Source organism: Hyphomonas sp. ske169 (genome assembly GCF_056850855.1).
The window spans coordinates 231,388-256,497 of sequence record NZ_CP096146.1 but is presented as its reverse complement, the minus strand read 5'-3'; the positions used below and the strand labels follow the sequence as shown (position 1 = coordinate 256,497).

The 25,110-nt window shown below is 54.8% G+C and carries 21 protein-coding genes; 15 read left to right on the top strand and 6 right to left on the bottom strand.

What is annotated here, in order from left to right; all coding sequences use genetic code 11:
• The first annotated feature begins 54 nt into the window (after positions 1 to 54).
• The 5 genes from MY069_RS01335 to MY069_RS01315 all read left to right on the top strand — a co-directional run bounded on the left by MY069_RS01335 (position 55) and on the right by MY069_RS01315 (position 7,783).
• Positions 55 to 3,261 carry a S41 family peptidase gene (locus MY069_RS01335; RefSeq protein WP_482795277.1) on the top strand — a complete coding sequence of 1,069 codons (3,207 nt, stop codon included), beginning with the start codon at positions 55 to 57 and terminating at the stop codon, positions 3,259 to 3,261.
• A gap of 38 nt (positions 3,262 to 3,299) precedes the next feature.
• Positions 3,300 to 4,598, top strand: a complete 1,299-nt coding sequence (locus MY069_RS01330) for an amidohydrolase family protein (RefSeq protein ID WP_482795276.1) — start codon at positions 3,300 to 3,302, stop codon at positions 4,596 to 4,598.
• Between the two features lie 134 nt (positions 4,599 to 4,732).
• Positions 4,733 to 6,307 carry a phytoene desaturase family protein gene (locus MY069_RS01325; protein WP_482795275.1) on the top strand — a complete coding sequence of 525 codons (1,575 nt, stop codon included), beginning with the start codon at positions 4,733 to 4,735 and terminating at the stop codon, positions 6,305 to 6,307.
• A 33-nt stretch (positions 6,308 to 6,340) separates the two neighbouring features.
• Entirely contained in the window at positions 6,341 to 7,492 is a 1,152-nt protein-coding gene (locus tag MY069_RS01320; protein WP_482795274.1) for a nitrilase-related carbon-nitrogen hydrolase, read from the top strand.
• A 3-nt stretch (positions 7,493 to 7,495) separates the two neighbouring features.
• Positions 7,496 to 7,783, top strand: a complete 288-nt coding sequence (locus tag MY069_RS01315; RefSeq protein ID WP_482795273.1) for a hypothetical protein — start codon at positions 7,496 to 7,498, stop codon at positions 7,781 to 7,783.
• Here MY069_RS01315 and MY069_RS01310 read toward each other — a convergent pair.
• From MY069_RS01310 to MY069_RS01300, 3 genes are all read right to left on the bottom strand, one after another.
• Positions 7,780 to 8,712 carry a sugar kinase gene (locus MY069_RS01310; RefSeq protein WP_482795272.1) on the bottom strand — a complete coding sequence of 311 codons (933 nt, stop codon included), beginning with the start codon at positions 8,710 to 8,712 and terminating at the stop codon, positions 7,780 to 7,782. The two genes, MY069_RS01315 and MY069_RS01310, sit on opposite strands and share 4 nt — an antisense overlap.
• A 2-nt stretch (positions 8,713 to 8,714) precedes the next feature.
• Positions 8,715 to 9,971, bottom strand: a complete 1,257-nt coding sequence (locus tag MY069_RS01305; RefSeq protein WP_482795271.1) for a flavin-containing monooxygenase — start codon at positions 9,969 to 9,971, stop codon at positions 8,715 to 8,717.
• A gap of 259 nt (positions 9,972 to 10,230) precedes the next feature.
• The gene (locus MY069_RS01300) at positions 10,231 to 11,163 is read right to left on the bottom strand and encodes a LysR family transcriptional regulator (RefSeq protein WP_482795270.1); all 933 of its coding nucleotides are present in this window, start codon (positions 11,161 to 11,163) and stop codon (positions 10,231 to 10,233) included.
• 120 nt (positions 11,164 to 11,283) lie between these two features.
• Here MY069_RS01300 and MY069_RS01295 point away from each other — a divergent pair, with 120 nt between their 5' ends.
• The 10 genes from MY069_RS01295 to dmpG all read left to right on the top strand — a co-directional run bounded on the left by MY069_RS01295 (position 11,284) and on the right by dmpG (position 20,570).
• Positions 11,284 to 11,688: a cupin domain-containing protein gene (locus MY069_RS01295; protein WP_482795269.1), complete on the top strand. Its 405-nt coding sequence runs from the start codon at positions 11,284 to 11,286 to the stop codon at positions 11,686 to 11,688.
• 5 nt (positions 11,689 to 11,693) lie between these two features.
• The gene (locus MY069_RS01290) at positions 11,694 to 12,512 is read left to right on the top strand and encodes an alpha/beta fold hydrolase (protein WP_482796736.1); all 819 of its coding nucleotides are present in this window, start codon (positions 11,694 to 11,696) and stop codon (positions 12,510 to 12,512) included.
• Positions 12,509 to 13,714 (top strand): Rieske 2Fe-2S domain-containing protein, encoded by a 1,206-nt coding sequence (locus MY069_RS01285; RefSeq protein WP_482795268.1) that lies wholly within the window; start codon positions 12,509 to 12,511, stop codon positions 13,712 to 13,714. The genes MY069_RS01290 and MY069_RS01285 overlap by 4 nt, the downstream gene beginning before the upstream one ends.
• A complete protein-coding gene (locus tag MY069_RS01280) occupies positions 13,707 to 14,582 on the top strand; it encodes an alpha/beta fold hydrolase (protein ID WP_482795267.1) in 876 nt (291 codons plus the stop codon). The genes MY069_RS01285 and MY069_RS01280 overlap by 8 nt, the downstream gene beginning before the upstream one ends.
• Before the next feature lie 142 nt (positions 14,583 to 14,724).
• Complete coding sequence (locus tag MY069_RS01275) at positions 14,725 to 15,990, top strand: M20 family metallopeptidase (protein ID WP_482795266.1); 1,266 nt, start codon at positions 14,725 to 14,727, stop codon at positions 15,988 to 15,990.
• Positions 15,983 to 16,924 carry a DODA-type extradiol aromatic ring-opening family dioxygenase gene (locus MY069_RS01270; protein WP_482795265.1) on the top strand — a complete coding sequence of 314 codons (942 nt, stop codon included), beginning with the start codon at positions 15,983 to 15,985 and terminating at the stop codon, positions 16,922 to 16,924. The genes MY069_RS01275 and MY069_RS01270 overlap by 8 nt, the downstream gene beginning before the upstream one ends.
• Positions 16,925 to 16,933: 9 nt before the next feature.
• Positions 16,934 to 17,791 carry an alpha/beta fold hydrolase gene (locus MY069_RS01265; protein WP_482795264.1) on the top strand — a complete coding sequence of 286 codons (858 nt, stop codon included), beginning with the start codon at positions 16,934 to 16,936 and terminating at the stop codon, positions 17,789 to 17,791.
• 38 nt (positions 17,792 to 17,829) lie between these two features.
• Positions 17,830 to 18,609, top strand: a complete 780-nt coding sequence (locus tag MY069_RS01260) for a 2-keto-4-pentenoate hydratase (protein WP_482795263.1) — start codon at positions 17,830 to 17,832, stop codon at positions 18,607 to 18,609.
• Positions 18,610 to 19,554, top strand: a complete 945-nt coding sequence (locus MY069_RS01255; protein ID WP_482795262.1) for an acetaldehyde dehydrogenase (acetylating) — start codon at positions 18,610 to 18,612, stop codon at positions 19,552 to 19,554.
• On the top strand, positions 19,551 to 20,570 hold the full coding sequence (gene dmpG, locus MY069_RS01250; RefSeq protein ID WP_482795261.1) for a 4-hydroxy-2-oxovalerate aldolase: 1,020 nt from the start codon (positions 19,551 to 19,553) through the stop codon (positions 20,568 to 20,570). The genes MY069_RS01255 and dmpG overlap by 4 nt, the downstream gene beginning before the upstream one ends.
• A gap of 159 nt (positions 20,571 to 20,729) precedes the next feature.
• On the opposite strand, the gene MY069_RS01245 is transcribed toward dmpG, so the two are convergent.
• From MY069_RS01245 to MY069_RS01235, 3 genes are read right to left on the bottom strand one after another with little or no spacing between them, the layout of a single operon-like run.
• Complete coding sequence (locus MY069_RS01245; protein WP_482795260.1) at positions 20,730 to 21,419, bottom strand: hypothetical protein; 690 nt, start codon at positions 21,417 to 21,419, stop codon at positions 20,730 to 20,732.
• Positions 21,416 to 22,114, bottom strand: coding sequence for a LamG-like jellyroll fold domain-containing protein (locus MY069_RS01240; protein WP_482795259.1), 699 nt, complete (start codon positions 22,112 to 22,114; stop codon positions 21,416 to 21,418). Before MY069_RS01240 ends, MY069_RS01245 begins: the two co-directional genes overlap by 4 nt.
• 36 nt (positions 22,115 to 22,150) lie before the next feature.
• The gene (locus tag MY069_RS01235) at positions 22,151 to 25,012 is read right to left on the bottom strand and encodes an MAC/perforin domain-containing protein (RefSeq protein WP_482795258.1); all 2,862 of its coding nucleotides are present in this window, start codon (positions 25,010 to 25,012) and stop codon (positions 22,151 to 22,153) included.
• Between the last annotated feature and the right edge of the window lie 98 nt (positions 25,013 to 25,110).

Below are 25,110 nucleotides of genomic sequence, written 5' to 3'. Positions count from 1 at the left end.
GCACATTCCTCCGCCGGGGCGCCTTTTTTTATTCTGAAATTCTGGGAACACGAAATGACTGTGAAGACTTACATCTTGGGTTTGTTATGGGTTGCGAGTTTGTCCATGATGGCAAGTGCCGCTCAAACGGCAGAACAAACCCGGCTGTTAAGGCATCCGGATGTGTCGCAGACCCAAATCGTATTTTCTTACGCAGATGATTTATGGTTGGTCGACCGGGCTGGCGGGCAAGCGACGCGACTGACGTCTGCAAAGGGCGTTGAAACGCATCCGAAATTCTCGCCAGATGGCAAGTTCGTTGCGTTCACGGCGCCTTATGCTGACGGCAATGAAGATATCTATGTGCTGCCTGTGACGGGCGGGGTGCCCCAACGTGTGACCCGACATCCTGCATATGACAAAATGATCGATTGGCATCCGGACGGGTCTCGCATTCTTTACGCGAGCGACATGAACAGCGAGCGTAAGCGCTACAATCAGCTGTTTGTGATTGAACGTTCCGGCGGGATGCCAGAACAATTGCCAATGCCATATGGCGAAATGGCGGTTTTCTCTCCCGATGGAACCTCAATTCTCTACTCATATCTCAAGGATTTTCAGAACCAGCCGGATCTAAATCGAGAGACGTTTAAGCGCTATAAAGGCGGGCGTGCACCCGATATTTGGCGGTATGATTTTGCGACGAAATCATCGAGTCGACTGACGGATAATGAGTATTCAGACTCCGCGCCTATGTGGACCGATCAAGGGATTTTCTTTCTGTCTGAACGAGATAGCCAGCGCTCAAATATTTGGACCATAGACCCGTCCGGCGAACCGGCCGCACGTCCAGTCACGCACATGACAGAAGATGATGTCACGCGGCCATCGGCGGGACCAGGCGCCATCGTCTATGAGTATGATGCCGACCTCTATTTGCTTGATTTGACGTCTCGTGCGTCGACGAAGGTCAATATTAGCGCGGTCGCCGATCATCTTATTTTGAGCGATCTAAAACGGAATATCGGCGACCGAATTCTCTCAACAGACCTATCTCCGGACGGGCAAATTGCATTGTTTTCCGCGCGCGGGGAACTGGTTTCCTATAAAAGCGAAAGCAAAGTGACGCGTCTCCACGCGCCCAATAGCGGTATCGCTGATCGTTATGCGAGCTATTCGCCCGACCAGAAATCGATCGCATATGTGAGCGACGCTTCCGGCGAGTATCAGCTTCACGTCCGAGACTTGAGCAGCAATACCGTCCGACAGCTCACACATTTCGATTCTGGGTTATTGTACCGCCCGTTTTGGTCGCCCGATGGGAGCAAGATCGCGATATCGGATAGTCGCCAGAAGCTCTACATTATTGAGGTTGTGTCCGGGGCGATGACCGAGATCGACCAAGGCCTCTGGAATGATCATTTCGGCATGGAAGCCTTCTCGGTGAATTGGTCACCGGATAGCCTTTGGCTGACTTGGTCCCGAGGAACCGAAAACCGCAATCAGGTTATTTTTGCGTACAACACTTCGGAAAAAGCCAAGCACGCTTTGACGTCTGGCTATTACAATGATGCCCATCCGGTTTTCAGCGAAGATGGAAACTACCTCTATTTCCTGACGCAACGACGGCTGAACCCTATCTATTCGGATATCGATTTCACTTGGGCATACGCAAACTCGACCGTCCTCGCGGCCATGCCATTGCGAAAAGGTTTGCCCGCCCCAGGGGGCACTGAGGCGGTGGATCCGCAGACTGATATTCAAATTGATCTTGATGATCTGGAAGCGCGGATCGTTTTGCTTGATGCGCCTTCTGGCGCCTACACCGCCTTATTCTTCGACAATGGAAATCTGATTGTTCACCAACGTGCAAATGCAGGAGATTTGAGCGGAAAATCCATGCTTGGATTGGTGAATCCTGACGGCGGAAACGTCACGAACGTCGCTGAAGGGGTGGACCGCTTGTTGGATGTCGCCAGCGGGACGGCGCTGGTTCAAGCGCGCGGTGAGTATTTCCGCGTCAAATTGGCGGCGGATCAAAAACTCAATCAGGCCCTGCCAGTGAAAGACTTCATTGCGCCTTACGATAGGCAGGCTGAAGCGCAGCAAATCATATGGGATGCATGGCGGTTCCAGCGTGATTATTTCTATGATGATGGTCTGCACAAAGCCGATTGGAACGGGGCGCGCGATCGCGCATTGGCGCTCGTTCCGCATATTATCACGGAGTCTGATCTCAGCTTCGTTATCCGCGAACAAGCGGGTGAATTGTCTGCCGGACATGTCTGGGCGGTTGGCAGTCCGCGTGTGCGCTACACCTACAATAAAACCGGATTGCTCGGCGCCGATTTTGAACGGCAGAATGGCGCGTTCAGGCTATCCAAAATCTATGATGCAGGTCCGCGATCTGCAGAATGGCGATCGCCGCTGCATGCGCCAGGAATTGATGTTGATGAGGGTGACTATCTGCTCGCAGTGAATGGCACGCTGTTGGCCGATGAGAAGGACCCTTGGGGGGCGTTTGAGGGGGTATCTGGCAAGGCTGTCGAGCTCACGGTAAGCGCGACACCGCGGATGCAGGATGCCCGCACCGTTGTTGTCGAGACACTTGAGAATGACGACAAGCTTCGCGAACTCGCTTGGGTCGAAGCTAATCGGCAATTCGTTGACGCCGCTTCGGATGGTCGGATCGGCTACATCTTCGTTCCGGACACCAGTCGCAACGGCCAAGACGAATTGATGCGCCAGTATCGCGCTCAATATACAAAAGAAGCCTTGGTGATCGATGAGCGATTCAATAGCGGTGGGGCCTTAGGGGACCGCCTGGTCGAACTCTTGAATCGGCCCCCTCTCGTCTATTTCAGCGTCCGCAACGGCCGGGATTATCCTTTGCCAGAACTCAGCCATCGCGGACCGAAAGTGATGCTCACAAATGGCTGGTCCTATTCAGGCGGTGATGGGTTCCCATTATTGTTTAAGCAGGCCGGGGTCGGGAAACTGATTGGCACGCGCACTTGGGGCGGATTGATCGGCCCAGCGATGAGTGTGCCTTTTGTCAGTGGTGGGCGGGTCGCAGCGCCGCCGCAGCGTGTCTACACCCCCGACGGGGAATGGGCTGGAACGCATGGGGTTGTCCCAGATGTGTTCCTTGAAAACGACCCAGGCGAACTGATGAAGGGGCGAGATCAGCAATTGGAATATGCAGTTGAGGATCTATTGCACCAGCTGGAATCGCTGGCGCCCCGCCAATATCCGACCTTCCCATCTGAACTCCCAGACTAAAGGCCCAGATTAAGGGCCTAGACCAAAGGTAAAGTGTCATGAACTTGAGAACGATTTGTAGCCTACCGCTGATGTTGATTGCGCTATCATGTGCGGCGATCGCCTCGCCTGATGAGACAGAGGTCGAACCGGACGAGTGGACGATTATTCATGCCGGGACATTGATTGCCGAGCCTGGGAAGTCGCCTAAGTCGCGCCAGACAATTATCGTCAAAAATGACAGGATTGATCGAATTGCATCCGGGTATAAGTCCGCCTCAGATCTTCCCGATGCAAATGATGCCAAGGTGATTGACCTTAAATCGTCTTACGTGATGCCCGGGCTTATGGACGCGCATGTGCACCTTGGTCTTGGCGGTGAGTTTGGCCAGGACCGGCCATCAGAGCGCGGCAAAGATACTTACCGACTGCTCGATGTCCAAGCGAATGCGGCTAAGACTCTAGAGGCTGGGTTCACGACGATTCGTAACGTTGGCAGCTATGATTGGGCCGTGTTTGCGATGCGAGATGCGGTGAAGGCTGGCGATGTGATCGGGCCGCGGATATTCTCAGCGGGCCACACGATCGAGATCGGCACGTTCAGCAGCATGGGTTCTGGTGCCTGCTATGATGTCACCTCGTGCCGCAAAGCGGTTCGGCGGCAGATCGATATGGGGGCTGACTGGATCAAGGTTTACACAACCTGTAGCGGATCAAAGCCATGCGGGCGAGAATTTGCGCCTGCTGTCTTTTTGGAAGACGAACTGCAAACGGTCATCGACACCGCCGCCTCATTTCAAATTCCCGTCGCTGCCCACGCTCATGGGACCGACGGCATCAATAAAGCGATCAAAGCTGGTGCGCGCTCAGTGGAGCATGGGTCATACAATAATGAAGAGTCGCGTCGGTTGTGGATTGAGAACTCGGCTTATTATGTTCCAACGCTTGCCGTTCAAGACAATATCATCCGCGACTATGAGACCGCCGGAGACGATATGAAGCCTGTCATGGAGGGATTCATGGCCGAGCATCCAAAACGCGTCGCAGCCGCCCATGAAGCGGGTGTCCAAATCGCGGCAGGCAGCGACGCAGGCGTTGTGCCCCATGGGGAGAATGCCAATGAACTCATCTGGTATGTGAAGATCGGAATGACCGAGGCTGAAGCCCTACGAGCCGCAACTGTTGTGAACGCCGAGTTGCTGAAAAAGGAAGATGAACTCGGGACCATCGAGGCGGGCAAATATGCCGATATCATCGCGATGGATACGAATCCGCTCGAAGATATTGAGGCTCTAAAGGACATCACATTCGTGATGGCGGCGGGAAATGTCGCCAAACACGACCATGAGCGGGAGTAATGTGAACCATCAAGACTTGTCATTTGTTGGGGCTCGCGGCGCCAGATAACAAGATTAGGGGAGGTTCTGATTATCCGGTCAGCCGGACATCGCTCCCATTCTAACCATTGTTTAGGGATGCAAAGAACAACCAGATGAGTCGTTATGATGTCGTAATTGCCGGCGCCGGCGTGAATGCTCTCTCCTGCGGGGCCTTGTTGACGAAGTACGGCCTGAAAGTTTGCCTGGTCGAACGCAATCCTTGGGTCGGTGGCGGTGCCGTGACGCGGGAGGTCACCGAGCCTGGTTTCAAGCATGACCTGTTCGGATCATCGCATGTATGGATCCAAGCCAATCAGGATTTTAAAGACCTACTCGAACCTGAATTGGTCAAGCATGGTCTCAAATACATTCCCTCTACAGACCACATGACGGGACACCCGGACAAAGCCGGCGGACCCGGTATTGTGATCTATCGGGATATCGACAAAACGGTTGAAAGCATTGCGCAATATTCTGAGGCGGATGCGAAAAAATATCGCGAAGTCTATGATCATTTCGCGGCCGTGAAAGACGGATTTGTTAAAGCCTTTTTCTCTCCACCAGCAGCGCCATCCACAACAACGCGCGCGCTTGAAACGAGCAAGGAAGGCTTATTGCGGTTGCAGGAATTCAATCTCAGTGCCCGCGCCTGGGTCGAGTTCAATTTTGAGAATGAGTTCGTAAAATCTGTGATGTTGAACTGGGCGCTAGCGCCGCAGATCCTTCCGGAACAGGAAGGGGCAGGGCAGTCCTTCTATATCATGATCCCAGCCGTTCATGTCTACGGTCAGGCGATCCCAGAAGGCGGAAGCCAAGAGCTGCCAAATTCGATGGTCCGGTATATCGAAGCCTGCGGCGGCCGGGTCATAACTGGCGCGACTGTTGAAGAGATCATCATTGAGGATGAAGAGGCACGCGGCCTAAAGCTCGATAATGGCGAGGCGATCATGGCCTCTCGCGCCGTCGTCTCGTCTCTTGACCCGAAACAAACCTTCCAAAAACTTTGTGGCGAAGACAAGCTCGATCCGGAGTTTTCCAATGCAGTGAAACGGTTCTCCTTCGGCAAGGTCACAATTTGCCGGATGCATCTCGCCCTGAGCGAACCTCCGGCCTTCTTGAATGGCGAGGATATGAGCCAATGCTCATTCCACCGTATCGTCGACTCCATGCCGCAAATGATGCAGCAATATGCCGACATCTCGCTTGGCAAACCGCCGCAAGATCCTTTCCTGTGGTCGGCTTGCTGGACCCTGCTGGATCCGACGCGGGCGCCGGAAGGCAAACACACGCTGATCTTTGATACCTATGTGCCGAACTGGCTGGCCGACGGTCGCAAGTGGGAAGATATCGCGGAAGATTATGCGCACAATGTATTGCTGAAGAAGCTCCAGCAATACGCGCCAAACATCAATGATGACACCATTCTCGGCAAATATATCGAAACCAAGGAAAGCCTTGAACGCGCCAATCTGTCCTTTGTTGATGGCACAACAAATGGCGGCGAACGTATCGCGGCGCAGCTCGGCGCGTTTCGCCCATTCCCGGGTTACGCCCATTATCGATCACCTATCAAAGGGCTCTACATGACGGGGCCACATTGCCATCCAGGTGGCGGCATCTCCGCCGGTGGCACTGTCGCCGGAAATGTAATGCTCGAAGATTTTGGTCTGAAGCCAAAATCGAACTGACACGAAATCTAGAACTCAAGAAAGCGGTCTGACATGACGAAGAAAATCGACAAATACACGGCTCTGGTCATCCAACCTCATGTTGAGGTTGCCGAAGATCGTGATGGGATCAAAAAGAATCTCGAACGGGTCTGTAACATGATCGACTTTGGGGCTGGCTATTTTTGGGAATTGCCTGCGCGCCTCGTCGTCTTGCCTGAATATTTTATGCAAGGCGTGACGACGCCGGGCAAAGGCGAGCACGGCATTGAAGGCTTTATGAAGAAGGCGATCACGCTGGACGGGCCTGAAATGCAGCGCCTTGGTGAGAAGGCGAAAGAGTATAATCTCTATATTGCCGGTGGCGGCGTCATTGAGCAGGTGCCGGAATTCCCAGATCGATGGTTCAACACGGCCTTCATTATCGGGCCAGATGGCAATGTCGCGCTGCGCTATCACAAATGGCACATTCCGGCCTCCATCGGTCTCGGGACGAGCCCGCACGATATTTTCGATGAGTATTGCGAAGTGTTCGGAGGCGACATCAAGGACCTGTTCCCGGTCATCGATACAGAGATCGGTAAGCTCGGCACGATGACCTGCCATGATGGCTGTACACCCGAAGTGAGCCGCGCGCTGGGGTATAATGGCTGCGAGGTGATCTGCCATCCGGTTGCCTTGCAGGAAGTCGAAGGCGTGTCCGAGCCGTGGGATTTCTGGATGTTCACCCGCCGGGCGCGGGCGCATGACAATATGGCTTATGTGCTGGGCTCCAATTGGGGCACGGTCGATTATGATTACTACCCGCGTTCCTTCTGCCCCGGCGGATCGTTTGCGATCGATTATACCGGCATGGTGATGCGCCACGTCCCTTATCCAAGTGAACAGGTCATGGCCGCGACCATAGATATCGAGTCGCTTCGCGAGCACCGTTCACGCTGTAATCACAATACTTGGGTCGACGTTCGGACAGAAGGCTTCAAGCAGATTTATGAAAACCCGATCTATCCAGCCAACCAATTCCCTAGCGGTCGTCCGCCGAAAAACTTAGCCGACAAAATGGGCCCCGTGCGGGACGTGTTCACCGACTTGTATGGACGCGGACAGTTCACACCGCCAGCCGGTCACAGCGTTGAAGATATGGCGAATATGCACGCGCGCCGGGTAAAATTCGCTCAAGACATCGGGACCTTGCGTAAGGACTAGATCATGCAGGTAAAAAGCCCACTCGCTGATATCGATTTCGTGATTGGCGGTATGCGCAAAGAAGGACGTAATCTTGTCTTCAAGAGCGACCCTTCAAGCTCGTTAGAAGCGACGGTGAAGATGAGTCCAGGCGATGCCTGGACCATGATCAAGGCGTTTTTCAAGAGCCCGTCGGCTATTGGATTTGCATTATGGCTGCCATTCTCTTGGATGACCGGAGGCGGGCAAAAGTCGGATGATGCAGGCGAGGCTGCGCACCCGTTTGAATCCGTAAACAATCCCTGGGTTTAGGGTCTATCTGGCATCAGGGCGGGGTCTATAATTGCGCCTCTTTGGGTCACGACCAAACTGGCGAGTCTGTGGCCCGCCTGTGCGGCGTCTTGAGGGGATCGTCCTTGAGCGAGCGCGGCGAGGAACCCGCCATTGAAACTGTCGCCTGCCGCGGTGGTGTCGGTGACATTCTCAGCTGCGGGGTAACACATTTCAGTCGTCCATCCGATTGGTGCCGGGCCGAGTGCAGACCGTTTGAGCGCGCCAAAAGCGACGCCATATGTTTGCAACCGATCTAGAACAGCCTGCTCGTCGGCATCGCCAAATAACGCCATCTCGTCATCAAGCGACGGCAATGCGATGTCGCACAGGCGCCAGGCTTGCGCGGTCACCTCGCGTGCAACGTCCTGACTGGTCCATAGGTTCGGGCGATAGTTAGAATCGAAAATGAGGAGCCCCCCCTGGTCCCGAAACGATTTGATCGCATTGAACAGAAAGGCTCGCTGCTCGGCATCGAGAATGGCCAGACTGATGCCCGACAGATACCAGGCGTCGAATTGAGCCAGCGCCTCCATATAGGCGGTGCTGTCATCGGCGAACAATTGGCGGGCGGCTGATTGCTCACGCCAATAAAGAAATGAGCGCTCACCAGATTGATCATTTACAATCGCGTAGCATCCCGGAAATTTGTCGCCGACACGGCGCACCAATGCCGTGTCGATATTTTCTAATTGGATCACTGAGATCATCCGCTCAGAGACTTCATCGGTGCCTAGCGCGGTCGCGTAAGCCACGCGTAAATCCTGAGATGCAGATCGCTTGGTATAGATCGCGGTGTTTAAGCTATCGCCTGATACCGAAACCTCTGCCGCTGTGGTTGTTGTGCCAGACAGTCGTAATTCCAGCATACACTCGCCGATACAGGCCATAGATTGAAATCGCCTGTTCACACCTATGCCCCATCTACCTCATAGGCATTGTAATTTGTGCGGGTCGCAATGTGGTCAGCAATGAATTTCGCATCATGCCAGACACCACAGATGAATGAAGACTTGCGCGCTGTCTGGAGCGGTAGGCCGAGGAAGAAAAGTCCTGGTTGATCAGAGATCCCGCGATGGTGTTTCGGCTTTCCGGTCTCGTCGAGTGCGCCCGCTTCAAGCCAGGAGAAATCCTGCGCATATCCCGTCGCCCAGACGATCGATGTCACATTCTCTTTGTGGAGATCAACTTGCAAAATCGGGTTGGTGACGCAGTCCGGCATAGGACCTAGATTGTGGGCGTCTTCCTCGAGTGGAAGATCAAGTCCGAACCGGTCTACATATGCGTCCGCTTGTTCCAAGAATGAGACATAGTCTGCGTCAGCATGCGCCATATTCTCTGCAAGATCATCGGCGAGCGTCAATGTCCCATTATCGTAGCCGCTGGTCAGTCCGAGCAGGGTCACCCCATCTGCAGCCAATGCTCTGAAATCGACGGTCTTACCGCCATCGACACCACTCACCGCGATGGCAACATGGCGTCCGCCCGACGGTGGGGGCAGGGTATCCCACTTGCCGAGAACTCCGAGCCACCAAACACAATCCCGGCCGCGATAGGCGCGCGGCGGACGTTCGGTTGGTCCCAAAGAGAGGAACACAGATCTGCCAGAGCGTTGAAGTTCTTCCGCGATTTGCGCCCCAGACGACCCACCGCCGACCACGAGCACATTGCCTTCTGGCAGCTGTGCCGGGTTTTTATAGTCTGCTGAATGGATCTGCATCAGGTCAGCGCTGTTCGGAACAATCGGCGGAATAACCGGCGTTTGAAACGGCCCCGTCGCAGCGACGACATTTTCGGCTTCAAACAGACCGTCTGATGTTTCGATTGTGTAGTGCAGCGTGTGAGGCGCGCGATACACGCGCTCGACATTCACCCCGCATCGGACGGGCACGTTAAACTTTTCTGCGTAGGCCTCGAAATATTCAACCACAGTGTCTTTCGAAACAAATGAGTGCTGATCGCTGACATTGAACTTCATGCTCGGGAAACGATCGTGCCAGGCAGGGCCGTTTTGAACGAGTGAATCCCAGCGTTCACTGCGCCAGCGTTCGGCGATCCGATGTCTTTCCAGGACAATGTGGGGCACGCCTGAATTACTCAAATGCTCGCTGAGCGCGAGACCCGCCTGACCGCCTCCGACGATGACCGTGTTGGTTTTCGTCACCTGCATTCCACCCTCGCAACATCATGACTTGAATATGCCCGATCAGGACAAACATCGCGCGGGAGGCCGTCCACAATCAAGGCTGTTTGATCTGACCTAGCCAGACGCAATTTTAAAGTAAAACTGTATAAAATAATGTTTGTGATGACTCTTATTGATGGGTGCGGTCAGTTGCGAGGTCGCGGTCATATAAGCGCTGCGATCGTTGGCAATACATTGGAAAGAAGGGCAATTTCTAACTCGGACCCGTGCCCGCTGCGAATGGCTATTCGAGCAAAAGCGTTCCCGGCCAATCGCCGTTCTCGTGCACCTGACTCACGGTTTCGCGCAGTACATCCATGACCGCAACGGTCGCCGGCGTCAGTTGTTCGCGAGAAGGGTAGGCGAGATATAGCGTCGAAGTGACTTTTGGATTCACGATCCGTCTGATCGATAGATGACTGCTCTTCATGCGTCCATGAAGCGCGGACATCGGCAGAATGGATGGACCAAATCCCGATTCGATCAGCTTGATAGTCGGGTGCAAGGCGCCGCGATGTGGGGAGCGGGTGATCGAAAATCCTTTCTCGCGAGCGATAGGTTCGAGAACGCCAAGCACGCCATGGTGCGCCTTGGGGAGCATGAGAGGCAGGCCTTTCAAGTCTGAGAATTCGATCGGCTGGCCATTTGAGTCACCCTCGTCATTTGCGGCTGTGACCAGGAACATCTCTTCTTCGATAATTGGTTGTGCGATGAGGCTTTCTGAGGGGGGCAGCAAATAGTTGACCACCAGATCGAACCAACCTGCATCCAGCCCCTGCAAGATGCTGCCAGCTAAACCTTCTTCAAGGTTAAGCTCAATGTCAGGGAATCTAGAACCGATATTCTTATTAAGAGGGACAGTGAGAATTTCCAGCGCGCTCGCCGTCATCGCGACAGAGACAGCGCCTTTTGGGGCGCCGCCAATCGTCGAGATGGCCTCTTTCGCGCGATTATACTGGTTTAGAATCCCGTATGCATGATGCAGAAAAATCTCCCCTGACTGGGTGAGCTTGATGCCGCGTCGACTGCGTTCAAACAGCGTCGCGTTCAATTCGTCTTCCAGGCGTTGGATGCTTTGGCTCAGCGCCGGCTGAACAATATGTAGCCGGTTCGCTGCGGTGGAAATACTGCCAGCTTCTGCAGCATGGATGAAGTGCTGTAAGCGTCTGAAATCCATGGTGAAAATAACCAATAACAGATATAACAAAAAATGATATATAGCATCAAACCATAATATTATACAATAAGGAACATTGCTTAGATACTCGCCCCATCGACAATCTGATGAGGCCGAGCCATGGCTGGACGAAAAGACAATGCGATCGAGATCGAGCAGCACGATGTCTTCAACGTGCAACAGCTGACCCGAGACACACCGATCGAAGAAAAAGTTGGCGCGGATCTGGTGACGATGGACCCCGGAATGTCATCCAAACCCCATCGCCACAACTTTTCCGAGACCGTGCTCTTCTTCACCGCAGGCAGAGCGACAGTCCATGTCAATTTCGAACCCATTGATGTGGTCGCAGGCGACCGTCTGTTAATTCATAAGGGTGAGTTCCACAGCGTTGATACACCAGCCGAAACAGGCTGCGCGTTCTTGTCAGTGCAAACCCCGCCAATTCTTTCGAAAGCAACAGGATTCCGCGACTTCGAAACGCACGAAGCCGCTATTGCCACAGGCTCGATCGAGAAGGCGTGATCGAGATGTTAGGGCGCCATTACCTCGACAACGGACACGGCGGACAGTTGCACTACGCGCGTGCGGGGCTTGGACCCACAATCATATGTTTGCACCAAACCCCGCGCAGCTGGGATGAGTACCGTGAAGTCATGCTGCTCTTGCAGGATCAGTTTCAAATCATCGCCATGGATTTGCCAGGTATGGGCGGCTCGTCGAGCCCTGAAGAGGGCGCATCGATCGAAGCGTATGCGAAGGCGGTTATCAAGCTGGTCAAGACGCTCGCATGCGGCCCCGTCATTCTGTGCGGCCACCATACAGGTGGTGTCGTCGCGATCGAGGCGGCCGCGAAGGCGCCTGATCATTTCGGCGCGCTTGTTTTGTCGTCAACGCCTTGGGTGGATGCAGAAGAACGGGCGGCGCGAAAACACAAACAACCGATCGATACGGTCTCACATAAACGGGACGGGACGCATCTCGTTGAGCTGTGGCGCCAGCGCAGCGAGTATTATCCCGAGCAAGTTGAGTTCATGGATCGCTTCATCGCTGACGCGATGGCGTGTGCCAATCCGGCGGAGGGGCATATCGCGGTTGGTCGTTACGAGATGGAAAAGACGGCCCCACTGATCTCGTGTCCGATCTTGCTCGTCGAGCATTCCCAAGATCCTTTTGCCTGCCGCCACTCAGAGCATTTGCGGGAGGCGTTCCCCGACGCAGACGTCGAAAGAATTCCAAGTGGACGTATCCCCTTAGAGGCCACAGCAGATCAATTTGCACAGATCGTTCGGGCTTGGGCGCGCCAACATTTTCAAACAACAACTCAAAGAGAAGGGGTCACCTCATGACTGAACTTCTTCGTCACCCGGATATTGATCCCGAGAAAGCGGCAGCTGAAAAACGCCGGAAACTAGACTTCGGTCGCGATTGGAGCGCCTTTCCAGACTATGAGGCGGCGAAACAAGGCCTCCGCGACTATTGGTATCCGGTCCTTTGGGCGCGCGAGCTCAAGAAAAAGAAACCCAAGGCGGTTAAACTGTGCGGCGAAAATATTTTGCTTCAGCGTGATGCGGACGGCAATCCTCGCGCCCTTCATGACCGTTGCCCCCACCGCGGTGTACGCCTTTCGCAAGGCAAACAATGGTGGCCAAATACGGTGTCCTGTCCGTATCACGGTTGGACGTTCGATCTTCGAGATGGCGAGCTAAAAGCCGTCATCACGGATGGCCCGGATAGCCGGATGTGTGGCAAAGCCGCGGTGAAAACATACCCCGCCGAAGAACGCATTGGCCTGATTTGGGTGTTTATGGGGGATGGCGACCCGCACCCGCTGCAAGAGCAATTGCCAGCCGAGCTGGTAGATCCACCAAAATACGCTGTTGGCGGTCGTATTCAGGACCGCAAAGGCGATTGGCGGCTTTATGCTGAAAACGGGTTCGATGAAGGGCATGCCAAATACCTGCACCGCACATCGATCTGGCGGATCATGAAAGTCATGCCGACATGGAACAAGATCCATATCGAACGGCATGGACGGTGGCTCTATCGCGTTGAAGATGAGCGCCATTGGGAGGCGGAGTATCCGGGCCTCGGAAAATGGACGAACGAGCGCTGGTTCAAGATCAAGCCAAAGCAGCGCCAAGGCAAATTCATGGGCAATACGGGCGGCGGAAAGACCAACCCGTATATCAAAGAGCGCGACTTTCCAGGCTTCGCCTCTTTGTCTCTGCCAGGCGTCCTGCGCATCGCGTATCCGCAATTCATTCACTATGAATTCTATGTGCCGATCGACGTTGATGAAACGAAATATGTTGGCGTGATGATCCAGTTCAAAAAGGGTCTGAGCAAGTGGCTGTATTACCTCCACTACCTCACCGCGATCCGCTGGATGTTCCATGGCCACTTCTCGAGCCAAGACCATTGGATGGTTGAAGAAACAAATGCCCCGCCGGAACGATTGTACCGGCCGGATGTGTCCATTCTAGAATGGCGCAAGCTGTTTACTGAACCAAATCCTTTTCAGAATGAGGAGGAAAAGGCGGATGCTTAACCTCAACCCAGGTCCGGCGCCTGAAGGACGAATGATCCAAGCCGGAGATGACGAATATTATACGATCGAGCTTGGTAGCGGCGAGCGCACAATCTTCTTGCTGCATGGCGGCGGGCCAGGATGTACCGCCTGGTCGGATTTCGCCGTCGTCTCAAAGATGTTCGCGGAACATTATCGCGTCATCATGCCCGATTTGCTTCAATATGGACGGTCCTCGAAGAACACTATCAAAGGGCCGATGTGGGACTATCATAGCGGTTCGATCACCAAATTAATGGACAGTCTCGGCGTCGAGGAAGCTGATTTCATCTGCAATAGCTGGGGCGGGACGATCGCCCTTCGCCTGGCATCACGCTTTCCGGACCGCGTCCGTTCGCTGACGATCACAGGTTCGATGCCCGTCTTCCGTGGTCCGCTTTGCCCGCTCCCTGAGGGCGGACGCAGAGGGCGGAATGCGCGGGACATTTATTATGGCGGCGACGAAGGGCCGACGCTGGACAAAATGCGTGCGCTGATGGCGCGGCTGGAATGGTATAATCCAGACCTCATTCCCGAAGAGACAGTGAAGATGCGGTTTGAGCAAAGCCTCAATCCTGAGGAAATGGCGCTTGCGGCCATGTCGGACAATCCGCGTGGTGAGTGGCAGGAAATGGAACCTGTGCTCAAAGATGTCGCGTGCCCGACCCTGTTTTGCTGGGGGCTGCAGGATGATTTCCTGACGCCAGACTATCCGCTGATGCTGATGAACATGGTCCAGCGGGGGCAGTTGCACCTGCTCGACGCCTCATCTCACCATTTGCAAGAGGAACGACCGGAACACTATTTCCACATCGTTCACGGCTTCCTCCAGCAACCAATGACGCATTGAGGGGAGCAGCCGATATGAATCCTATCCGTTTTCTGAAGAACATTTTCGTAGATATCTTGCTCAAATTATCCGGCACCTGGGTCGGTGCTCCGAAGGACAATCCTTGGCCAGATACGCCTCACTGGAAAGAGGAGTAGCCTTTTTGCTGTCTCCCGCATCCATTGATGATTTAATCTCGGACGAAGGGCTGACCGAGACGCTTTGCGAGCTCGTGGACACGCCGTCCCCGACGGGCGAAGAGGCCGAGCTGGCGCGCAAGATTTGCGCGCGCCTCGAGCGGTATGCGGTTGCATCTGAGATTCAGCATCTGAACGGTCGGCAAGCAAATGCGCTTGGACGGATCGAAGGAGACGGAGATCGGTCGCTCCTCCTGTACGCGCCGCTCGATACAGTGACGAGCAATTCTGCCGACGAAGATTTACCCTGGGCTGGAGCCGAACTCAGAGACGACATGCGCGCGAGCCCTTATGTTCGCGACGGACACATCTTTGGGCTGGGCGCGCACAATCCGAAGGGTCATGCTGCCTGTATCCTTGAAACGGTTCGCGTTCTTAAAAAGATGGGTGTCGATCTGGCGGGAGATCTATTTGTCGGGTTCGGCGCGGGCGGTATGCCGACGCATAGCCGCGCCGGCATGCCCGCAGACACCGGACACGGGGTCGGGTGCGCCGCGCTGGTCAAATCATTGCCCAAAATGGATGGCGCGATCATTGCCAAGTCCGGAACGTCAGTGACCTGGGAAGAGGTTGGCTTTCTATGGTTCGAGGTGACGGTCGCCGGAAAACATAATTATGTCGGTGCGCGACACCTGATGCCGTATGACAACGCCATCGCAAACGCGGCGAAGCTGATCCTGAAACTGGAAGACTGGTTCGAGGACTATGCAGAGCGACACGCATTCGGGTTTTGCCGCCCGCAAGGAACGGTCTCGCACATGTCTGCAGGGTGGGAGCGGATGCCAGCCTTTACGCCAGAATGCGCAAAATTCTTGATCGATTTGCGCTTCACGCCAGAGCAGAAATCCGCAGATGTTGAGCGCGAGTTTGCTGAGGCGCTGGCGCAAATCAGCGCCGAGCTTGGCTTGGAAACCAGCTACCGCTGCACGCAGACAATCAATGCGTCTCGAACCCCGCCAACCGACCCAGTCGTCGCCACCGCGATCTCGGTCTGGGAAGAGTTGCATGGGCGACCGCACGAACCGTTCACAGTCATGTCCGGTGCAACGGACGCGAACATTCTCCGCGGATTGGGTATCCCAACAGCCCGTATCGGGCTGGCCAAGGCCAAGCTACCAGACGTCGACTTCGCGCTCGGCATGAATTGCGTCGCGATTAGCGAGTTGCGGCAGCTGACCAAATTTCTCGTGCTCAGCACGCTCGATTATCTTGGAGGCGCGGCAAATGGGTAAAGTTACGATGGGCATTGGCGCGTCGCACACGACGCTCATGAACACGCAATGGGCGAAGGTCGATCATCTTGATGAAGCGCACAGTTTCAAGAACGCGCTCGAACAAGCGAGCCAAGCGCTGCATGCGAACAAACCGGATCTCGCCATCATTATCGGTTCCAACCATTTTCGCGGACATTGGCTCGACCTGATGCCGAGCTTCGCGATTGGTGTGGATGAAATCATATCGAGCGGCGAACATGGCACGCCGGAAGGGCAGCAAAAGACCAGTCCGGAACATGCGCTCGCAATCGCCAATGACTTGCTCGCAAGCGGGTTCGATATGTGTTTCTCAACACGTTTTGTTATCGATCATGGGATCAGCCACGCCATTCAATACTTGACCAAGGAACACCAGATTCCGGTGGTCCCAATCATGGTCAACAGCTTCGCGCCGCCGCTTCCGAGCCTGGCGCGTTGTCTGGAATTAGGCGCCGCAATCAGAGATGCCGTCGAACGGCTTCCTAAACATCTGAATGTCGCCGTGATCGGCAGCGGAGGCTTGTCACACCAATTGCCATTCCCAGATTGGCGCGCGCCCAAATCAGACAATGACGACTTCCTTGTCGACAGTTGGAAAAACGGACGCGGTGATTGGCAACGGTATGAGAAGCGTCGCCGTGCCATCATTGTCAATGCTCCGCCTGATCTGAACGAGGAATTCGACCAGGATTTTCTTGCCGCGCTGTGCGACGGAAAAACACGAGACTGGGCGTCCGGTATATCCGAAGACGAGCTTGTCGAAACCGCGGGCAATGGCGCCAATGAAGTTCGCAATTGGCTGATCATGCATGCCGCAACAAATTTTGCTCAAGGGCAAACACTCGCTTACGCGCCGATGCCGGACTGGCTCACGGGTATGGGCGTTTTCATGTGTCAAACGAATGGAAATTAGGAGATCGAAATGACGATATGGGGAGACCTTTTGGGTCTGGAATTCGAAGTAAAACATGTAGACGCCAAAGGCGTAAAAACGCGTGCGCTGATTGCCGGAGACGGCGAAGACGTGATCATGATGCATGGCACGTCCGGTCATATGGAGGCGTTCACGCGAAACATCCGGGCGCATGTCGAGGCAGGGTTTCGCTGTCACTCCATCGATGCGCTGGGCCACGGGTTTACCGGCAAGCCGGACTATAATTATGAAATCCCACGCTATGTCGAGCATGTGGTCAATTACATGGACGCGATGGGGATCGATAAAGCGCACTTGGCGGGCGAGAGCCTGGGCGGCTGGACCGCTGCGATCTTGGCGCTCAACCATCCGGAACGCGTGCGTTCTTTGCAGCTGATCGCGGCCGGGGGCACCAAGGCCAATCCTGAAATTATGGAGCGGATCAAGAATTCGACCACGGCGGCGGTGATGGAAGACGATATCGATCTGACGCGCAAGCGCCTGCAATTGCTGATGCATGACAATGCTGATGCGACTGAGGAGCTCGTCGAAACGCGTTACACGATTTATCACCAGCCGGACTTCCAGAACAATCTCCACAACCTGCTCTGCTTGCAGAATATGGAAATTCGCCAGCGCAACATGATGCAGCCCGAACAGTTGCAACAAATCAAAGTGCCAACCTTGATCATCTGGGGCCGCAACAACCCATTCGGCGAAGTCCCAGAAGCCGACAAGATGCACGAGAATATCGCCGGTTCGAAACTCGAGCTTTTTGATGAGTGTGGACACTGGCCACAGCACGAATGCCCTGAGCTCTACAACCGGATCGCGATCGCGTTTCTCCAGGAAAACAGCGGCAACTAGGAACCAGCAACTGGCTCCAAACGAGACGAGGACTGCACGTGACACAGCATGAAGACATGGCGAGCGCGCTACGGGCGGCGTATCAGGGCCAGACCATCCCGCCACTTAGGCCGGGATTGGATCCAACCGATATTGATGGTGCCTATGCGGTTCAGGCGATCAATACCGAGTATTGGATCGCTGAAGGGCGCGCCATTACGGGGCGCAAGATTGGTCTGACATCTAAGGCTGTGCAGACGCAGCTCGGAGTCGATCAACCTGACTTCGGTGTCCTGTTCGACGACATGCACGTTCGGAGCGGCGACACCGTAGATGCGAGCCGATTGATCCAACCAAAGGCAGAAGCTGAAATTGCGATCGTGCTCGGGGATGACATTCTTGATCCAAACTGCACGCCAGAGGCATTTGCTGCGGCGAGCGATCACGCCGTCGCTGCGATCGAGATTGTCGATAGCCGTATTAAAGACTGGGCCATCACGTTCGCAGATACGGTCGCCGACAATGGCTCCTCGGCGCTTTATGTGCTCGGGGATGACAAGCGCAAGCTTGACGGACTCGATCTCTATTCCTGTGGGATGGTGCTCGAGGTTGACGGTGAGGTCGCCTCGTTAGGGGCAGGCGCTGCTTGTCTTGGTCATCCGTTAAAAGCCGGAGCCTGGCTGGTTCGAACTTTGGGCGCGCGCGGGATCGGGTTGAAGGCAGGCGATGTCATTCTAACCGGCGCCCTCGGTCCGATGGTCACCCCAGAGCCCGGCCAGACCATCGCAGCGAAAATTGGCGGCGTTGGGTCATGTCAGTTTACATTGTGTGAGGCATAGATGAGCGCCAAAGCGAATGTTGCAATCATCGGGTCCGGCAATATCGGCACCGACTTGATGATCAAAATTATGAACATGGCCGACAATCTTGAGCTGTCGGCTATGGTCGGGATCGACCCGGAGTCTGACGGGTTGAAGCGCGCAGCAGGACTTGGCGTGCAGACCACATCTGAGGGAATTGATGGCCTGTGCAAGATGGATGCGTGGAGCGATATCGACATCGTGTTCGACGCAACATCCGCTAAGGCGCACGCCTATCATAATGAGGTGACGTCCAAGGCTGGCAAAGTCATGGTTGATCTCACTCCGGCTGCGATCGGGCCCTATGTGGTCCCTGTGGTCAATGGTGATGAAAACCTGGACCAGTCTAACGTGAACATGGTCACATGCGGCGGTCAGGCGACCATTCCGATCGTTGCTGCTGTCTCTGAAGTTGCGACAGTTCACTATGCAGAGATTATCGCCTCGATCTCCTCTAAGAGCGCAGGGCCAGGCACCCGCGCAAATATCGATGAGTTCACCGAAACCACCTCGGCCGGCATCACCAAAGTCGGCGGTGCGGAAAAAGGCAAAGCCATCATCATTCTCAACCCGGCTGAGCCGCCAATGATCATGCGCGACACGGTGTTCACCTTGTCGTCCGGCGCTGACGAGAAAGCCATCGAAACGTCGATTTTGAATATGATCGAGCGGGTCCAAAAATATGTCCCAGGCTATCGCTTGAAACAGGACATTCAGTTCGAGCGGTTCGGTGCGAACAATCCGATTCATATCCCTGGGCACGGCAGTTTTGAAGGCATCAAGGCGACCACAATGCTGGAGGTCGAAGGCGCCGCGCATTACCTGCCCGCCTATGCCGGTAATCTCGACATCATGACCTCCGCGGCGATGGCGACCGCGCAGGAAATTGTGCGTAAACGCAGCACAGGTAGGCCAATTCAATGACGTTCGATCCAACCCAGACACCGCTTTACATTCAAGACGTGACGCTCAGAGATGGCATGCACGCCATCCGCCACCAATATGGCCTCGAAGAGGTGCAGGCGATTGCCAAAGCACTCGATGATGCCGGCGTGGATGCGCTCGAAATCGCCCATGGGGACGGCTTGAACGGCTCGTCCTTCAACTATGGCTTCGGCGCGCATACGGACCGGGATTGGATCGCGGCGGTTGCCGATGTGACCAAGAATATCCGCCTGACGACGCTTTTGCTGCCTGGCATCGGCACGGTGCATGACCTCAAAGAAGCTTATGACCTCGGTGTTCGTTCCGTTCGCATTGCGACGCATTGCACTGAAGCCGACATCTCGAAACAGCATATCGCGGCGGCGCGCGATCTCGGCATGGACACGGTTGGGTTTTTGATGATGAGCCATATGATTGAACCGGAGGCGCTGGCTGAACAGGCCAAGCTGATGGAGAGCTATGGCGCAGAATGTATCTACGTCACTGATTCAGGCGGGGCGCTCGACATGGACGGCTATAAGGCGCGCCTCGAAGCCTATGACCGGGTCTTGAAGCCGGAGACAGAGCGCGGAATCCATGCCCATCACAACCTGTCTTTGGGTGTGGCGAACTCGATTGTCGGCGTGCAGGCCGGTGCCGTCCGCATTGATGCCAGCCTGGCCGGAATGGGGGCAGGGGCAGGGAATGCCCCTCTAGAGGTGTTCATCGCTGCCGCCGACCGTAAGGGATGGAAGCATGGCTGCGACTTGTTCAAACTGATGGACGCTGCCGAAGAATTAGTGCGCCCACTCCAAGACCGCCCGGTGCGCGTTGATCGCGAAACGCTGAGCCTGGGCTATGCCGGCGTTTACTCGAGCTTCTTGCGCCATGCCGAGAAAGCGGCCGAGGATTACGGCATTGATGTAAGATCGATCCTAGTCGAGCTCGGCAACCGCCGGATGGTCGGCGGACAGGAAGACATGATCGTCGATGTCGCGCTCGATCTAACGAAGTAAGGGGCAGCGTGTGTTGTCAGCTTGAAGCGACCCTGCTTCCAGCTGACAACACAGCATTTCTTTTCTGCGCACAGGTCGGTGGCTGGTCCACGTGGAACCATAGAGATGTCGCCTCCCTTTTGGCGATCTCGTCTCATGCCACCTCTGTCCGTTGCAAATCTATTCAGACGGTTTCGCTGATTTAATGTTGCGCGTTTTACCGTGCATATAGGTTCGCCGTGTGTTGCGGTTCTGCGGTGTTGGGACCGCCGACACGTTTCCGATGGCGCGATAGGCCGCCCCTTGCGCCCCAGCATTATAGGGCACCGTCTGAGCTTGCTGAACAGGAACGCCTAAACGATTACGCCGGGTTCTTTGGAGTTCGACACTGGCATCAGACTCGCGTCGTGCTCTTGGTGGCTGTGGCCCTTTTTTCGCGGATTTCGCGCGTTTGCGCTTACCATCGGCCCCGCGCTTGGTTGTCCGCTTAGGGCTGCGGCTGGTTGGTACTGGAGGTCGATTGGTTTCCATGCTCCAGCGCCGGGTCGCACTGCCTTGCTCGCCTGCGACACCGCGGTCCGTGTTGCGGAATCTTACTCTGCGGGGCGCAGTATTGGTCCGTCCCATCGAGGTTCCTGCTGCCGCGCGAGCATTGCGAATGTTTGTGTTCGCAGCCCTTCGAGGGGTTCTCACATTACGGACACTTGCGGGTGGTTGGGCGAATCGGACGGCTTTTGGACGTCCGTTCGTGGCATTTGGTTTTGGTTTGGCGGCTGGGGGCTTCGGTTGAGCATCTGCTGAACCCATCGACATGGGCGAGATAGATAGCCCGGCTGCCAGCACGAGTGTTGCGATCAAGGACCGGGTCATTGAGCCTCCTCCTCTTCAACGTCGCCTTCAATCACCAAGACATCGAGATCCTCGAAATCGCTGACCACTTGCAGATAATCGATGTCTGGGTGGTTGCCCTGCGCTTCAGATAGAACGTCCTTATAACGAAACTCGTCGATCACTTCTGGCTCTACCGGAATCCCCCAAATGCGGAGCGCCGCGATCGCGCCTGTAAACGAACCGATTTCGCCATTCGCAGAGCCGACCCAAATTGCAGACGGTAGCGTATCCGCAGGTGTAAATTCATCAACGCCAATGACTTCGCCGTCGACGATGAGGGCAATTTCTTCTGCATAGAAATTAAACGCGACATGGTGCACCTGACCGTCGGTGAAATCGAAACTCCAGACAAGTTCATCATCCCCGCTGACAATTCCAATACCGTCGCGGCCGCGCAGCAATGAGATCAGATAGGCTGACCCTTCTTGACCAGTGGCAGAGAGAACAACCGGATCAAAGTCAGGGGTTTCAGTCCAATCGGGCTGCACCCAAAACTCAATCGTGCCGCCGCCGACGATTGAGAATTCGGGATCAGCGATCAGTGTTAAGCCATTGCTGCCATCGAGCTCTAAAAAGTCTGGTTGCCAGGCCAATTCAGCGTCCTGAGCAGAAGCGGGGATCGGCGCGATCGCCAATGAACTGAGCGCTAGAAGCCCTACTAAGTGTTGTCGCATGTGTCGTCTCCTGTTTGGGTCTCCGAGTGAGTTATATCAACTCGGATTATTGTCTTGCTCAGCTTGGGCCGCGGTTTTGAGGGCGGTCCTTTTTTGTCGATAAGTCGCGAGTAATGCCGCGGCTTCGCGATCTGGGATTGGCATGAATGTCAGCTCTTTGCCGACCTGGTTCCAGTGCGTTTCGTCGTAAATATTTGTGTTCCGCTCAAACGAGCCGCCTTCAAAATCTAAAGGCTCATAGAAGGACAGCTTCAAGCTCCCATCCGGCTTCAGCGCGATTTCGGGCATCGCCTTGCCAGTCGCGAATAATTCGTCGGGATCTGCGCCCATCAAAATGGTCGGCGCAACGCCTAATGGCGCGTCTTCACCGAAGAGACACTGCACCAATTCTAAGTTTAGTTTTTCTTTGTGAGTCAGATTTTCCTTGGCGGCATATTTGGGAAGAGCAGAGTGGAGCATTGTGCCGACAAACCATTGGATGAAATGAAGCCGGTGCCGAGCATCCAAGGGGTCAACATTGTGAAAAATAAGTTCTGAATACCCTGCAACCTCATTCAAGTCTTTGGCTGAGCGCTGTTGGAGTGCTGCTTCGTCAATGCATTGAAGGGTTGCCGGCATTCCGTCATCAGAGATCACAACCACTGACGCAAACTCATGTGCGACGTCCGCCCAGTCGTCCGTATCCCCTTGACCGCTATCGGTGATCTCTTGAGACAGGACCACCAGGCCGGGCCACTCAGATGAGCGCCAACCGCCGGATAAGCGACCGGCCTCGGCTTGAGCCACATCGTCTTCGGTCCATCGGCGCAGGATGATAGGCGGAGCGTTTTGATCTTTCGAATGGCCGTTCAGAACGACCGATCCATCCGGTAGAGCGGTCCAGGACACATCTCCCTTCAGGCGATGCTGCAAGCTAGCGCGCTCGACAACGCTATTGGGAACTAAACCCTGGCTTGATGCCTCATAAGATCTAGCGGGAGAATCGACCTGCCGATAGGCGCCGCTCTCAATGCGCTTTTGTAAGAAGGGACGATCTTCGTTTTTGATGTCTTCATAATTCGCTGGGCGCACCATCATGTGTTGTAGCTGAACCCAGGATGACCCGTTTATTGATCTGACGCGCATTTCGCTTTCGACGAAATTTTTGGGCGTGAAACTAAAGACTAAGGCGGGGTATTTCTCGGTAAAATAGTCACCGTCGAGAACCGTATTATAGATCGGCCACTTGCTCAGTCCCCCAGCGCGCAAATCGAGATAGTCTTTGATCTTCGCTCGCAGTTTGGTTCTGACAGTTTCATAGACATCTGGCTGTCCGGGATAGTTCAGCGGATTGAGCAATTGATCCAATGGCCGTAGATCGAGCAAGATCGGCGCCGCACGATCACCGGCAGCGTAGCCTTTCTCATCCCATGATCCATTGCCGCCAACGGCTCGGAACATGGATCGTTCTTCTCCCGTCATATTCGTTGTTGCGGTGCCCAGCTCAGCCGCGAGGGACGCATATCCAGAGACCGCACCTTTTACAGCCTCGATTTCACCCTCTACCCGAGCTGAGGCGCTGACGTCGATGCGTTCATAGGTTTCAGATTCTGAGAGTTCGACGCTGAGCTCGGCGTTGGCACCATAGGTGACCGCATAAGGGTAATGGGTCCCGAATTTTGTGATGATGTCTTCATAATAGCGAACATCTTCATCGCCGTATCGGCGAGCATCCTCGATCGCTGCCCGAAAATCATTAGAGAGCTCAATATAAGGATGATCGACGACAATCGCGTATTTCTTGGTCATCGAATAACCAACAGCCCGAGACGAATATTGGTTCGTACGCATATCCGTTGCGATCGAAGCGGTAACATCAACCCCGGCACTCGCACTAGGCCCGGGAATGATGGCCGTATTCACGCCAACCCGCGCTTTACCGCCAAATGCCGCCGACAGTGCCGCCTGCAATTGCGCCTCGGTTCGTGCAAACTCGCGCGTGTACAGCATACCTTGGTCTGTCGCAGGAACCAGATCGAACCCGAGCGGAACCGTTCGCTTTTCTAAGATCCGATATTGTCGCCCGAAGACTTCCTTGAACACTTCCTTTTTTGCGGTGCCCACAAAATCAAATGGGTCAGCCGAGGAGATGTCATACCCCGACCGTGAGACGACGACATTGTCGAGATTGGCATTATAGACAAAGGGCGCGTCGATATTGAAATCATTGGTATCGAACGATGCGATCAATCCTGGGCTAGGGCGCCGATAAACCGTATTGTTCATGCGTAAACGAACAAAGCCATTGATGTCGACGTCAATGATTAGCTCCGTCCCCAAGCCTGAATCTTGCTGCGCGGTGTAGACTTTGCGCGGCCCGCGGATCTTGAGCGCCTCTGAGAGCGGCGTGTCGTCATCGCTAATAAAGGTCGTGCGGACACTATTATTGAACGCATCGATGACGCTGATTTCCCGCGCTGTGTCTGTGCCGGGAAGAATGACGACAAGGTTTGTGTCTGTATAGTTTCCGTGCGCTAAGTTTTTTAAATTTTGCTGATCTCCCGCCCAACTGCTGATTTCGATACTGTCGTCAAACTTAATCAGGGAATCATCTTGCCAAACCCCGTCGAGCCGAGCCCAGCACGCCTCGTTCGCTTCCCCGGTGCCAACGACATCCCGAGCGGATTGGCCTTGCAGGATCCGCGTCGTTTTCTGAGTTTCGACTTGGAAGGCTGGAGGGAGTCTTTGGTAAGACTGTGCGTCTGAGGGGGCGCGATTGTCGACGGTCGCTAATTGGATGTCCGCACAGCCGACATAGGCTTGGGTATCGGAATTTTGCGCCAAAGATACAGGGGATGCAGCAAGACCAATGCCTATTAGAAGCAAACAATAGGAGCTCGGTCGCGTGATCACTGGCATGATTTCTCTTCCCCTAACGCGGTTGATTTCCACGCTTTGTTTTCTTCTAGGAAAACCCTAGGTCGACTTTCGATGAAGCGCAATCTGTAGACAAATTT